This window comes from Brevibacillus formosus (assembly GCF_003013405.1).
Classification (GTDB): domain Bacteria; phylum Bacillota; class Bacilli; order Brevibacillales; family Brevibacillaceae; genus Brevibacillus; species Brevibacillus formosus.
In genome coordinates this window covers 657967-671246 of sequence record NZ_PXZL01000013.1, presented here as the reverse complement: position 1 = coordinate 671246, position 13280 = coordinate 657967, and the positions used below count along the sequence as shown (strand labels likewise).

At 47.1% G+C, this 13280-nt stretch carries 11 protein-coding genes; 7 read left to right on the top strand and 4 right to left on the bottom strand.

Features of this window, described 5'->3' with window-relative positions; all coding sequences use genetic code 11:
* The first annotated feature begins 14 nt into the window (after nucleotides 1–14).
* Together C7R91_RS15815 and C7R91_RS15810 are read left to right on the top strand one after the other, a co-directional pair.
* On the top strand, nucleotides 15–992 hold the full coding sequence (locus tag C7R91_RS15815; protein ID WP_047069252.1) for a glutaminase: 978 nt from the start codon (nucleotides 15–17) through the stop codon (nucleotides 990–992).
* A 43-nt stretch (nucleotides 993–1035) separates the two neighbouring features.
* Nucleotides 1036–2451: an alanine/glycine:cation symporter family protein gene (locus tag C7R91_RS15810; RefSeq protein WP_047069251.1), complete on the top strand. Its 1416-nt coding sequence runs from the start codon at nucleotides 1036–1038 to the stop codon at nucleotides 2449–2451.
* A gap of 52 nt (nucleotides 2452–2503) precedes the next feature.
* Here C7R91_RS15810 and C7R91_RS15805 read toward each other — a convergent pair whose 3' ends face one another.
* Both C7R91_RS15805 and C7R91_RS15800 read right to left on the bottom strand, forming a co-directional pair.
* Nucleotides 2504–5089, bottom strand: coding sequence for a metallophosphoesterase (locus C7R91_RS15805; protein ID WP_047069249.1), 2586 nt, complete (start codon nucleotides 5087–5089; stop codon nucleotides 2504–2506).
* A gap of 2 nt (nucleotides 5090–5091) precedes the next feature.
* Entirely contained in the window at nucleotides 5092–6357 is a 1266-nt protein-coding gene (locus C7R91_RS15800; protein ID WP_047069248.1) for a class I SAM-dependent methyltransferase, read from the bottom strand.
* Nucleotides 6358–6536: 179 nt separating this feature from the next.
* Here C7R91_RS15800 and C7R91_RS15795 point away from each other — a divergent pair, with 179 nt between their 5' ends.
* Nucleotides 6537–7241: a MerR family transcriptional regulator gene (locus C7R91_RS15795; protein WP_047069246.1), complete on the top strand. Its 705-nt coding sequence runs from the start codon at nucleotides 6537–6539 to the stop codon at nucleotides 7239–7241.
* 71 nt (nucleotides 7242–7312) lie between these two features.
* Here C7R91_RS15795 and gnd read toward each other — a convergent pair whose 3' ends face one another.
* On the bottom strand, nucleotides 7313–8209 hold the full coding sequence (gene gnd / locus C7R91_RS15790) for a phosphogluconate dehydrogenase (NAD(+)-dependent, decarboxylating) (RefSeq protein ID WP_047069244.1): 897 nt from the start codon (nucleotides 8207–8209) through the stop codon (nucleotides 7313–7315).
* 172 nt (nucleotides 8210–8381) lie between these two features.
* Here gnd and C7R91_RS15785 point away from each other — a divergent pair, with 172 nt between their 5' ends.
* From C7R91_RS15785 to C7R91_RS15775, 3 genes are all read left to right on the top strand, one after another.
* Entirely contained in the window at nucleotides 8382–9248 is an 867-nt protein-coding gene (locus tag C7R91_RS15785) for a MurR/RpiR family transcriptional regulator (RefSeq protein WP_047069242.1), read from the top strand.
* Between the two features lie 195 nt (nucleotides 9249–9443).
* On the top strand, nucleotides 9444–10985 hold the full coding sequence (gntK, locus tag C7R91_RS15780; RefSeq protein ID WP_047069240.1) for a gluconokinase: 1542 nt from the start codon (nucleotides 9444–9446) through the stop codon (nucleotides 10983–10985).
* Nucleotides 10986–11010: 25 nt separating this feature from the next.
* Complete coding sequence (locus C7R91_RS15775) at nucleotides 11011–12339, top strand: GntP family permease (RefSeq protein ID WP_047069238.1); 1329 nt, start codon at nucleotides 11011–11013, stop codon at nucleotides 12337–12339.
* Between the two features lie 75 nt (nucleotides 12340–12414).
* On the opposite strand, the gene C7R91_RS15770 is transcribed toward C7R91_RS15775, so the two are convergent.
* Entirely contained in the window at nucleotides 12415–12837 is a 423-nt protein-coding gene (locus tag C7R91_RS15770) for a VOC family protein (RefSeq protein ID WP_047069237.1), read from the bottom strand.
* A 118-nt stretch (nucleotides 12838–12955) separates the two neighbouring features.
* On the opposite strand from C7R91_RS15770, the gene C7R91_RS15765 reads away from it, so the two are divergent.
* Nucleotides 12956–13258: a glycine zipper domain-containing protein gene (locus tag C7R91_RS15765; RefSeq protein ID WP_371863596.1), complete on the top strand. Its 303-nt coding sequence runs from the start codon at nucleotides 12956–12958 to the stop codon at nucleotides 13256–13258.
* Nucleotides 13259–13280 lie beyond the last annotated feature (22 nt).

Here is a 13280-nt window from a genome sequence, read left to right as displayed (position 1 = left end):
AGTGTATTCGATTTTTGGGGGGACAGGCGTTGATTCAACAGGTTTTACTTGTGGATGAATTAGAGCAATGGGTGGAACAATATCGTTCCAAGGCATCTGAAGGAAAATGTGCCAGTTATATCCCGGCTTTGTACAGAACCGATCCGAATCAGTTAGGTATTTGTATCATCGAGCCTACAGGAAAAATGCACACCGCGGGTGACTGGGAAGTTCCTTTTACGATGCAAAGTATTTCCAAAGTAATCAGTTTTATTGCTGTTTGCTGCTACCATGGCATCCCTTACGTGTTGGATCGGGTAGATGTAGAACCGACTGGAGATGCATTCAACTCCATTATCCGACTGGAAATGAACAAGCCAGGTAAGCCTTTTAATCCGATGATCAATGCGGGAGCGATTACGACATCTTCACTCCTCCCAGGTCAAACACCGGATCATAAACTGCGTTACTTGTATGCATTTTTCAGTAAAATCACAGGTGTTACGCCGATGGTGAACGAGGAAGTGTTTCTTTCCGAATGGGAAAACTCTCACAGAAACCGGGCACTCGCCCATTATTTAAAGGATACGGGCTATCTGGCCTGTGAAGTGGAAGAGGCTTTGGAGGTTTACTTAACGCAATGCTCGATTGAAGTAACCACCGAGCAAATCGCCTTGATCGGTCTCCTGTTGGCACTCGACGGCTTCCATCCGCTTCGCAACGAACAAGTTCTCCCAAAAGATGTCGTCCGTTTAGCCAAAGCGCTGATGCTCACATGCGGCATGTACGATGCATCGGGCAAATTCGCCGCGAATGTTGGCTTGCCAGCAAAAAGTGGCGTCTCAGGCGGAATCATGACGCTGGTTCCACCTAACCGCAAACCACATTCACCGTTTCAAGATGGCTGTGGAATCGGTATTTTTGGACCTTCCATTGATGGTTGTGGAAACAGTGTAGCGGGCGTTTCTTTGTTAAAACATATGGCTCACGAATGGGATGTAACAATTTTTTAGAGAATACTAAGGAAAAATTCATAACAAAATCCGGGGTGACACAATGCAACAATTCCTACTCGATGTAACAGCTTCCATAAACGATTTTTTGTGGTCCTATATTATCATTATCATGCTAATCGCGTTAGGCTTGTTCTTTACCTTCCGGGGCAAATTTTTGCAAGTGCGTATGTTGCCGGAAATGATCCGTTCTATTAAAGAAGGAAGAGCGAAAGACGATGGTGGTATCTCCCCTTTTCAAGCTTTCGCTATTAGTATGGCCGCGCGTGTCGGCACAGGGAATATTACGGGAATTGCCATTGCCATTGCTCTAGGTGGTCCTGGCGCCGTATTCTGGATGTGGGTCATTGCAATTATCGGTTCAGCTTCCAGTTTTGTTGAGAGTACGCTCGCTCAGATTTATAAAATCAAGGATAAGAACGGTTTTCGTGGCGGTCCAGCCTATTACATGGAAAAAGGGCTGAACAAACGTTGGATGGGTGCCCTGTTTGCTGTCCTCATCACCCTATCGTTTGGTCTCGTATTTAATGCCGTGCAATCCAACACGATCACGATTGCTTTTGAAAATTCGTTTGGGACAGATCGATTGATACTGGGTATCATCATGACGATCGCATTTGCAGCTATCATTTTTGGCGGTGTAAAACGTATTGCGAAAATGTCTGAGTACATCGTAATTGTATTGGCTGTATTGTACATCGGGATGGCACTCTTCATCGTAATCATGAACATCTCCGAGATGCCTGCACTGATCGCGTTGATTGTGAAAAACGCATTCGGCTTCGAACAAATCGCGGGCGGTTCTCTCGGTGCAGCGCTCATGCACGGTATCAAGCGAGGATTGTTCTCGAACGAAGCTGGTATGGGTAGTGCGCCGAATGCTGCGGCAACGGCGACGACAAGCCATCCAGTGAAGCAAGGTCTGATTCAAGCATTCGGTGTTTTATTTGACACCCTTGTGATCTGTACAAGCACAGCTTTCATCATTTTGCTGTCCGGCGCGTACACGCAACAAGGACTGAGTGGCATTGAGCTGTCACAAGCAGCACTGAGCATTCATATCGGTCCTTGGGCTTCTGCCTTCCTTGCCATTATGGTATTCCTGTTCGCCTTCAGTACATTGATCGGGAACTACTATTACGGCGAGACTAACATCGAGTTTTTAAAGACAAGCAAAGCATGGCTCTTGCTGTATCGTTTAAGTGTTCTGGCCATGGTGTTGTTCGGATCAGTGGCAAAGGTACAGCTTGTATGGGATTTGGCCGATTTGTTCATGGGCTTCATGGTCATTGTCAACCTGATTGCGATCGCCATGTTGTCAAAAGTCGCGTATGCTGCGCTACATGATTATTTGGAACAGAAAAAAGCAGGAAAAGATCCTGTGTTCTACAAGGACAGTATTGAAGGTCTCGATAATATTGAAGCCTGGGATAATGCTACTCCTTCCTCCAACAAATAGCTCTACGAATAAAAACGAGAAGCCTGTGTGGTAGCGGCTTCTCGTTTTTCATTTACAATCGCGGATCGATCTCTTTTTCCTTCGCCGCTTCAAAGAGCAGCGTTGCGACTACTTGTTGATATTCCGTATTTTCAGGAGAAATGTCGTCGAATTTGAAACCAAGCATCCGCTCACCCAGCCTGTGCTCCTGCATCGAAGTCTTGAGCTTTTGTGTAATATTTTTCTGATTAAAAAGCTTGCGGTACTTGTGTGGGAAGCGGTAGTCGTAGCCATAAATAATCGACAAGTACTCCGGATTGCGAACCTTCATGGCAGGAACGGCCTTCTGATTGACGAGCTCTGGCTTGATCACGATGCCTTCCATTTTGTTTTCCAGTGTAATCGTGGAAAAGTAACGAGCTGCTTCTTCATACGCATTCGGCTCAGACAAATCGATAGTGAGAAAATGATCGTCATTTACAAAGCGATACATCTCGGATGTTTTCCAATCGGGCAATTGCTCTTCCCCATTCAAATAGACGGTCTTTAGAATCGTAAAAGGCTTGTAGGCAAGCTCCCCTTCTCCTGCATAGAGCTCCATCTGTTTTTGGTAAATGTGATAGGCCTCCAAATGCTCGTCTACAGGAACGTAGCTCTCTTTGATTTCTCGTAAATACTTATAGTTTTGATACAAGCTCGAACCGAATTTTTCCGTGAGTGCACCCTTGGATAGGTGGAACTGGTCTTTTTCGAACCCACTCTCGTCATAGCTGTGAATGAGTTGGTGAAGCGCCTCTTCAAAACCGTTTTCCTGCAAAAACGCAAATTCACTGCGCAGCGCGGATTCAATTGGTTTGAACTGCTTTTCGATCAAGCCCTTCCCTATTGCACTCCACGGCAACAATTCGCCATCCAAGATGAGCATCGCTATTTCATTTCGCTCCATGTATGCGCGGAACCTTGCATGCAGATTTTCATAAATCGGTGTCAAATCAACCTGATTGATGGCATAACCGTTTCTGCTGATCGCAAAGCATTTGTCTCGATCATGATGGAGATAGAGATTGCATCGCGAACCCATGTATTTCGGCTGCAACACGACTTGCTGAACGCCACGACTCGCAAAATAATCCAGCCCCGCCTTCAACGACTCCAATTCCTGAGTCGCCTCATCCTTATCCGCCGGGGGCATCGTTCCAGAAATAAAATTGACCTTATTTTCCGAGCAGTAACGGAGTCGACGGAGTTCTTCCTCTTCCAAATCTTCCATTGATACTTGTTTTTCTGCATGGAACAAGAGCGGCAGTTCATCAGTCATCACTCGATGCTTAGACTGAAACGATTTGAAAAATGGCTTGTGTGCGATCACGACTGACGTTAAAGCATTTCCGTGCACACATCCGGTATCGAGATGGAGCTTGTTTTTCAGGCGAAACGTTTTTTGTGCCGCAATATGTCCAAAAATATGGTACGGGTGGTTATTGACCGCTTCAACCGTCAAAAATGCGAGCTGCTCTTCCAATGAAGCTGTCCGGTCTATCCGAAAATTGCGTTGGCGTCGCATCGAATTCGCATCAAGCTTTCCAATATACTTCTTTTTGCAAGGAGCATGTGTTACATAATAAGACGGGCCAGTCAGTGCGTTAGATCGATAAAACGGCTGAGCCAGCGTATACAGGTGATTGAACCTCTCTGTTAAATCAGCGTCTTTTTCCAGAACGTGTATGGAATCAAAATAAGTATCCAGTAGCTGTGGGTCTACCCCTTTTAGTTCCTTGCACAAGTACTTGTAGACAAAATTTTCGTGATTCCCGAGAACGAACAAGAAATGCTCTTGATTCGTGTATAAAAACTCGATGATCTCCCTTGTTTGCGCTCCTTTGTCGATCCAGTCCCCTGCTAGGATGATTTTGGTATGCTGTACCCTGTCAGTCGAGATGAGACGATTGTCCTCGAGCTTGAATCCGTAAGTTTGCAGGAGACCTTTTAATTCGTGGACGCATTCGTGAATGTCTCCGATGATGATGTACCTTTGATCTTTTGGGAGGATTGTAGCCAGATAGGCATCCTTATTTTCGATCACGACCTCATAGCGAGGATTAGCCACCCCATCTGCTAGTGCGTAAAAATCTTTGTGCCGTATCCGGTGAATGTTGTGGTACCCTTCCTTGGATAATGCCCGGAGCACTTCTTGCTTCAACCGGAGAATATGGTTGGTAATCAGTTTTTTCGACCGCTCGGATGCGTAGTAATCTTCCCGATTGCGATAATCAAAGAGGATCACTTCCAATCGGTAATTGTTCTCTGCTGCAATGTCGCGGACTTTCGAGCGGAAGTCTTCTGCTAGCCCTGTTGTATCGACAACCACGAATTCGGCGTTGATCGGAAAAGAAGTCACTAGGCGCAGCTTTTCAAACAGGAGCTGAAATGCCTGCTCGCTGGCTTCCAGCATCACCTGATCGTACTTGTCGTAATCATGGCCCAGCAGTTCCTGGCGAATGCTGTCCGAGGAAATATATTGAACATTTGCTTTTACGTTTTTTTGCTCATTTTCAAATGAAAGTCTCGGCATGAGTACTTCCTTGGCAAAAGTCGTTTTCCCACACTCAGTAGGACCGACGAGCATAAAAATGGTATGAACCTGCGTCTGTAACAGCATCGTTACGCCCCCTTTCTCTGGACAATGACGCCTTGTGTGGTGTGGATGTCGTTCACGCCGTCACCAATGGATACAAATTGCCCCTGTACTCCGGCTTCTTCCATGATCTCGGTCATCCATGCCTGGAACTCTTCTTGTCCCATTTCCCATTTATGATCGTCGTGGCGATAGCCCTCCAGCTCATAGAACTGATTAAAATCCGAGTTCGGTGTTGTAATGATAAAATGGTCAAAATCCAATCGACTGCAAATTTGCTGGATGAGCACTCTCGCTTCCTCTTTGCTCATATGCTCAATGACCTCAGTCAAAATGACATCTACCTGTTCCCCGTTGTAATCCTGTAAAAACTGATCAAGCGAGCGGAACAAAATCAGATTCGGGATTTCTTTTTCCTCGGCCCTGCGTCGGACTAATTGCAGTGATTGTTCATCGATATCGATGGCATAGTAATACTGCGGCAGCTTGGTAGCAAACGGAATCGCATAAAATCCTTCTCCGCATCCGATATCCACAATCGATTTGGTAAAAGGAAGCTTACGCGCAATATAGTTCCTTCTCTGCAAACCGGTGCTGCCATACTCCAATTGAATGGGGTAGCGGCTTGTCTTCTCGATCTCGGTCTTGTACTTGCGATAGCGCTCTCTGGTTGTCAGGAAGTTGCGAGCGAACAGACTTCGTATGTAAAAAGGTGCGTCGATGACATGGATGCTTTTGATGTATTTATCCAGGATGTTATCGGAAATATCGATGTACTCTTTTCCAAACATACTCAAGAATAGACAGAGCACACTCACCACGTGGAGAAGCTGATGGAGACTCGTTCTCGTTGTGATGCTCAGAGCATAGCTCTTATCGGCGTGATGCTTGAGCTCAAAGGTGAAGTCCTTCAGATGCTTCTCAAAAAATGACAGATATAGCAGTCGTTCGATGTGAATCATGTTGATGAAAAAAACATGCTCGTACCCTTCTGCATCCCGTTCGTCGTGTTGCTTCATCGGAGCGGAAAAAAATTCATTAATCGCATTTAACGGAAACAAGGGTGTATTGTACCGGGAGACATTCAAATATTCAAAATGCTCCTGCTCGGATTGTTTGTAGGAGACCTCATTTTCTGCATCTTTAAAGTAAACGTTATAAGTATCCGTATTGGAAAACCACCCGTATGCGATGCCTTTTCGAATGGATCGTAAACTCAGTCCGGAATTTGGGTTTTTCTTGATCATGTACGAGAAGTCCGGGTTCTCTGATCGTAGCTGAACAATGGCCATACGTTGTCTCACCTCTGGAATAGAAGAATGAATACCTACTGACAATTTTTGCTTTTCTAGCCCATGCTGAACAGGGTAAAAGTATTACGACCTACCAAAAATGACCGGAACATTTGCTTCGAAATGCTGTTCTTGGTATAGTGAAATCCGCGATAACAAACCAGCGGGAGGTGCGTCAGATGCCTTATTACAAGCCGATTGAGATCGCTCGCGAGCTACATATTAGCACGAGTGCTTTGCGCCATTATGAATCATGGGGAGTCGTTCCTGCTCCTGATCGTGCAGACAATGGTTATCGACTGTATACAGAGATCCATCTTGCCTATTTTCGTTGTCTGCGCGCCATGTTCCCCGGCTTCGGAGTCGCCGTCACCTGTGAAGTCCTTCGATCGATTCAAAAAGCGGATATGGATGCTGCCTTTTGGCTCGTGAATAAAGAACAGGCCAACCTCCAACAAGAGAAGGTCGCAGCTGACCAAACACTCGAACTATTGGAAAATCTCGACGTCTCCTTGGCCCCAAACAAAAAGTGGCGAAACCGCATGACGATTGGTGAAGTCGCTGCTTACACAGGAGTCACAACGTCTGCGATTCGCCATTGGGAAAAAGAAGGCTTGCTCGTACTTCCACGTGATCCTGAGAATGGCTACCGCCAATTCACCTCCATGGATATACGAAAGATTTTGCTTATCCGCACATTGCGCAATACGGTGTATTTTTTAACGAATATGAAAGAAATTGTACAAGCAGTAGAAAATCAAAGTATTGAGCAGGCCAAAAAAGTGACTGCGGATGCGATCAGAAGCATTCACGATCGCAATCGCCACCAGATGTACGGAGTTAGGCGGTTGGTTGAATTGTGTGAGGTGCTGAAGCTCGTGTGATTAGCTACTGAATAAAAAAGGATGACCCCGGAGCTTCAACCACCGAAGCACCTTTACGGTCATCCCATTTCTTATTTCTTTTCTACGGCATGTCCGCCAAATTCATTGCGCAAAGCAGCGACCACTTTTCCGTGGAACGTATCCTCGTCCAACGAACGGTAACGCATCAGCAAGGACATTGCAATCACGGGTGTGGCTGCCTGTAAATCCAGGGCGGTTTCCAGCGTCCATTTTCCTTCCCCGGAAGAATGCATGACCCCACGGATTTCATCAAGCTTGGCGTCTTTTCGAAAAGCTCGCTCTGTCAAGTCCATCAGCCAGCCCCGGATGACGGACCCATTTGCCCACACACGTGCGACCTCGGCAAAATCGTAGTTATACTGGCTTTTCGCAAGCACCTCAAAGCCTTCCCCAATCGCCTGCATCATGCCGTATTCGATTCCATTATGGATCATTTTCAAGAAGTGGCCGCTGCCCGCTTCCCCAGCGTACAAATATCCGTTTTCGACGTTAATGTCGCGAATCATCGGCTCGATATGAGTGAATGCTTCCCGATCTCCACCAATCATCATGCATGCTCCGTGGCGCGCTCCCTCCATGCCTCCGCTCGTACCTGCATCCATGAAGTGAATGCCTTTATCTTTTAAGCGTGCATAGCGATCTAATGATTGCTTGTAGTGAGAGTTGCCACCGTCTATGACGATATCCCCTGCATCAAGCAAGGTAGAGAGTTGATCAACCAATTGATCCACAATTTCTCCCGCCGGTACCATCAGCCATACTACGCGAGGTGTCGGCAGCTTCGCCACAGCGTCCTCCACCGAAATTGCTGGAATCGCGCCTTCATGACTCAACTCTTCTGCACGCGTAGAATCTACATCATAGGCTACAACTTCATGCAGATGCGAAAGCAAATTTAGCGTGAGATTGTACCCCATTTTTCCTAATCCGAGGATCGCTAGCTTCATATCGTGTACGTCACTCCTTTTTGGATTCATATCCGTTACCACGTATTATAAGACAAAAATTTTCATCTTTCATCAAAAATGAAGAAAATTTTTTCGAACCTATGAAAAGGAGTCTGATTTTCCTTATACTATCAGTACAGAGTCACAATGGAACGTTAGGAGGTACCTATTAATGAACGCTTCCACCCCGCATGCTCCTCGTGTGCTCACGCAATTACGCGCCATCTATACACAATTAAGCGGGAAAGAACAACAGATCGCCGACTATATTTTGGAGCATGCCAGCGAAATTATTCACTTCTCTATCACGGAGCTAGCCGATCAATGCCAGTGTGCAGATGCTACCGTATTTCGTCTGTGTCGCAGACTTGGATTTCGCGGCTACCAAGCATTCAAGATCGCCTTGGCTAGTGAAGTCACGAATCCTAAGCAAACGATTCACCAAGAAATCAATCTCGACGACGATGACGTCAGTGCGATTGCTGAAAAAATTTTCACAGCGAATATCGAGACGATTCGGGACACACAGCAAATTATCAATAAAGATGAGTTAATGAAAATCGTCTCCTGTTTGGAAAACGCTAGCCGAATCGAGTTTTATGGCTCGGGAGGCTCGGCCGTCATCGCCCAGGATGCATACCACAAATTTATGCGTACAGGTATTCCCTGTCTCTATCATTCTGATGCTCACTATCAAGTGATGTCCGCCTCTCTACTTACTGAGGGTGCTGTCGTCGTAGGCATCTCGCATTCTGGGTCCAATAAAGATATTTTGGCAGCCCTCCAGATTGCCAAGGAAGCCGGAGCAAAAACAATCGGCATCACGAGCTATGGAAAATCTCCTCTCGTGCGTCTGGCAGACATGTGCTTGTACACGACTTCGCGCGAAACGGTATTTCGTACAGAAGCCCTGTCGTCCAGGCTTGCTCAGCTCAGCTTAATTGATCTGCTCTATGTAGCTGTATCCTTACGGCGGCAGAATGATACGATCGCCAATATCCAGCACATTCGCGAAGCCATCTCACTTAAACGCCTGTAAATCAGGCGTTTTTTCTTTTGCTTGCCTCCTCTTGCAACTTGCGGGTGAAAAATGCAAATCATACAGACATCGCGTGAAGTGTTCAATTACGAAATAATTTTTTTCTTACTGCTTAACAAATGAAAAAAATTTCGATATAATCTCGTTATCTCCATGACAACACGTTGAAAGCGTATTCAATTAGGGGTGACTTCTATGACGCAATCCTACTTTATCGGGCTTGATATCGGGACAACCAGTACCAAAGCAATTGTTTTCACTCCTTCCGGTGCCATCCGTGGTACGGGTAATATCGATTATCAGCTACTCGTTCCCCAGCCGTCTTGGGCTGAGCAAGAGCCGGAGACGATTTTTGCTGCTGTCATCCAGGCATTGAAACAAGCACTGGAGCACGCAGGCATTGTAAAAAGCGAGATCGGTGGTATTGGCTTCTCTACTGCCATGCACAGTCTGATCGCTGTCGACCCGAGTGGCAATCCCCTGACGAACAGCATCATCTGGGCTGACAATCGGAGCGTGGCACAAGCAGATCGACTAAAAGCAGACGGTGTCGGTCATCAGATTTACTTAACAACGGGCACACCTATCCATCCCATGTCTCCTCTGCCCAAAATCATGTGGCTACGGGAGAACTTGCCAGATACGTTTCGCCGTGCAGCCAAGTTTATTTCGATCAAGGAATATGTCATTTATCGGCTATTTGGTGAGTATATCGTCGATTACTCTATCGCTTCTGCTACGGGGCTGTTTAATCTCAGAAAGCTCGACTGGGATGAGGAGGCGTTGCGAGTCGCAGGCATTTCCAAGCAACATCTCAGTGAGCCTGTACCGACTACCCATATCCTGCGAGGAATGAAGATTCGTTATGCGGAAGAGATCGGGATCGATCCAGATACGCCTTTCGTAGTCGGGGCCAGTGATGGGGTTTTGGCAAACCTCGGCATTGGAGCTATTGACCCCGGGCAAGTAGCCATCACCATTGGCACGAGTGGCGCTGTTAGAACAGTCGTTCCAGAGCCGATTACGGATCCAAAGGGACGGACTTTCTGCTACATGCTGACGGAAAACCATTGGGTGATTGGCGGACCCTCAAACAACGGTGGGATCATGCTTCGCTGGTTCCGTGACGAATTCAGTTGGCCCGAAGTGGAAAAAGCCAAACAACTCGGCGTTGATCCCTATGAAGTCATGATTCAAGCTGCTGAGCATGTTCGAGCTGGTGCAGACGGGTTGCTCTTTCTCCCCTTCTTGTCGGGTGAACGAGCTCCGTATTGGAACGCACAAGCAAGAGGCTCCTTCTTCGGTATCGGCCTGCATCATAAACGCGAGCATTTTATTCGAGCTGTTCTCGAAGGAATCTTGTTTAGCGTCTACAGCATCGGTATCGCCCTGCGCGACCTGGCAGGTGGAGCCACGGAAATCCGTGCATCGGGTGGATTCGCCCGCTCGCGGGAATGGCGGCAGATTATGTCTGATATGTTCGGGTATGAAGTGCTGATTCCGGAGAGTCATGAAAGCTCGAGCTTTGGTGCCGCTCTTTTGGCAATGCATGCATTGGGAGCGATGGATCATTTGCAAGATGTGAAAAAGATGATTCATATTTCCCATCGCCATGAGCCTGATTTGGATCGATCCAGTGTCTATTTGGAGCTTTTCTATATATACGAGCGTGTTTATTACAACCTGCTGGAAGAGTACAAGCTGATAGCCGAATTCCAAAAGCGGTTGAACAACTAGAGACAACAACTAGGGAGGGTTCATCATGCCACTCGTCATTACACTGCTGTCCATCGTCTTCCTGCTCGTTCTCATTACTCGCTTCAAACTGAACCCATTTATCGCACTGTTATTGGCCGCTGGTTTTGTGGGAATCGCATCCGGCATGCCGCTTGTAAAAGTTGTGGATTCAATTAAGGATGGGATGGGTGGCACTCTCGGCTTTATCGCGATCGTGCTAGCCTTGGGAACCATGCTTGGCAAAATGATGGCAGAATCTGGCGGAGCCGAACGCATTGCCCGTACGCTTATCAACCGCTTTGGTGAGAATAACGTACACTGGGCCATGATGTTCGTGGCGTTTATCGTAGGGATTCCGGTATTTTTCCAGGTTGGTTTTGTACTCTTGATTCCACTCGTGTTTACGATTGCCAGACAAACAGGGGTCTCCCTTGTCAAAATCGGAATTCCGCTCGTAGCCGGCCTTTCCATCGTTCACGGGATCGTCCCGCCACACCCTGCTGCTATGGCCGCTGTCGATCTGTTCCAGGCGGATGTCGGTAAAACGATTCTGCTCTCCATCATTGTCGCACTGCCTTCCGCAATCATTGCAGGACCGATCTACGGCAGTTGGATTAGCAAACGAGTCAAGGCCAGCATCTCTCCAGAGCTCGCTTCCCAGTTGGCGGAGCCAAAATCCGAGCGTGATTTGCCCAGCTTTGGGATCACTGTCTTCACCGTCTTGCTCCCTGTGCTGTTGATGTTGTCTGCAACGGTTGCGGATGTGACTCTGCCAAAAGAACATACGATTCGCCAATGGGCTGATTTTATCGGAAGCCCGATTACGTCTCTGCTGATTGCCGTGATTGTTTCCTTCTGGACGCTCGGGTTCAACCGTGGTTTTACGAAAGACGATATTCTCAAATTCACAAATGATTGCTTGGCCCCAACCGCGACAATCTTGCTCGTCATCGGCGCAGGCGGCGCATTTAACAAAGTACTGCTGAACAGCGGTGTGGGTGACTATATTGCCGAGCTCGCTACGGCATCTGCGATCTCCCCTATTTTCCTGGGCTGGCTGATCGCGGCCTTGATCCGTGTGGCAACAGGCTCCGCGACCGTCTCCATGATGACGGCTGCCGGTATCGTAGGTCCGATCGCGTTGCAAATCCCTGGAACGAGTCCGGAGCTTTTGGTCCTGGCAACAGGTTCTGGCTCCCTGATCCTGTCTCATGTAAACGATTCCGGGTTCTGGCTGATCAAGGAATACTTCAATATGTCTGTACAAGATACGCTTAAAACATGGACAGTGATGGAGACCATTCTTTCTGTTGTGGCAATCATTTTGATCATGGGACTGTCCTATATCGTGTAACACAAAATGAAAAACAGGTCTTTCCATCCATATCACTGGAGGTAAGACCTGTTTTTGATCTGGCTGGGTAACTTGCTACTTCATTCGTTTGGCAATCGGATGGTCTTCATTCAGCTCCAGCAAATCCCACAGGTTGCCATATAAATCCTGAAAGACCGCCACCATTCCATACGGCTGTTCTTTTGGCTCTCTCACAAATTGGATTCCTCTTGCGACCATCTCATGATAATCTCTCCAAAAATCGTCTGTGTTTAAAAAGAGAAAAACCCTCCCGCCAGCCTGATTCCCGATGAATAACTCTTGCTCAGGTTTGGATGCTTTTGCAAGCAAGATCGTAGTTCCAACCGAACCAGGCGGAGATACGACAACCCACCGCTTATCCTGTTCTGGCTGATACGTATCTTCCACTAAGGTAAAGTTGAGCTTCTTCGTGTAAAACTCAATCGCTTCATCATAATCTTTGACGACTAAAGCGATATGAACGATGGATTGAATCATGATCTCAATACCTCCAGACTTCAAGGTTATTTTTGGAATGAAATAAATGGTTTGGGGCAACCTATGCCTTGGGGCTGCACGTTTGATATAGCAGAGCTTCCCAACACTAATCGAGGGAGTGACAATCTTGGCTACTGACAACGAACGCAATGACAACAATGCTGTTGACAACGTAGAAGCAAACCTGACAGGCAATGGAGCTGCTGAAGCTGTAGGAACAGTTGGCGGTGCGGCAGTAGGTGCTGCTGTAGGTTCTATTTTAGGCCCGCTCGGCACCATTGCAGGCGCTGTTGCCGGGGGTGCACTTGGCAACGAAATGGGGGAAAATGTGGCGGCTGATGGCAATGACACGTGGGATGTTGCGAATAATGTTGTGAATAATGTTGTGAATAATGATGCCGATAGAGACCGAACAGAATAAAACAAGCTTCTTCTATGTTTGA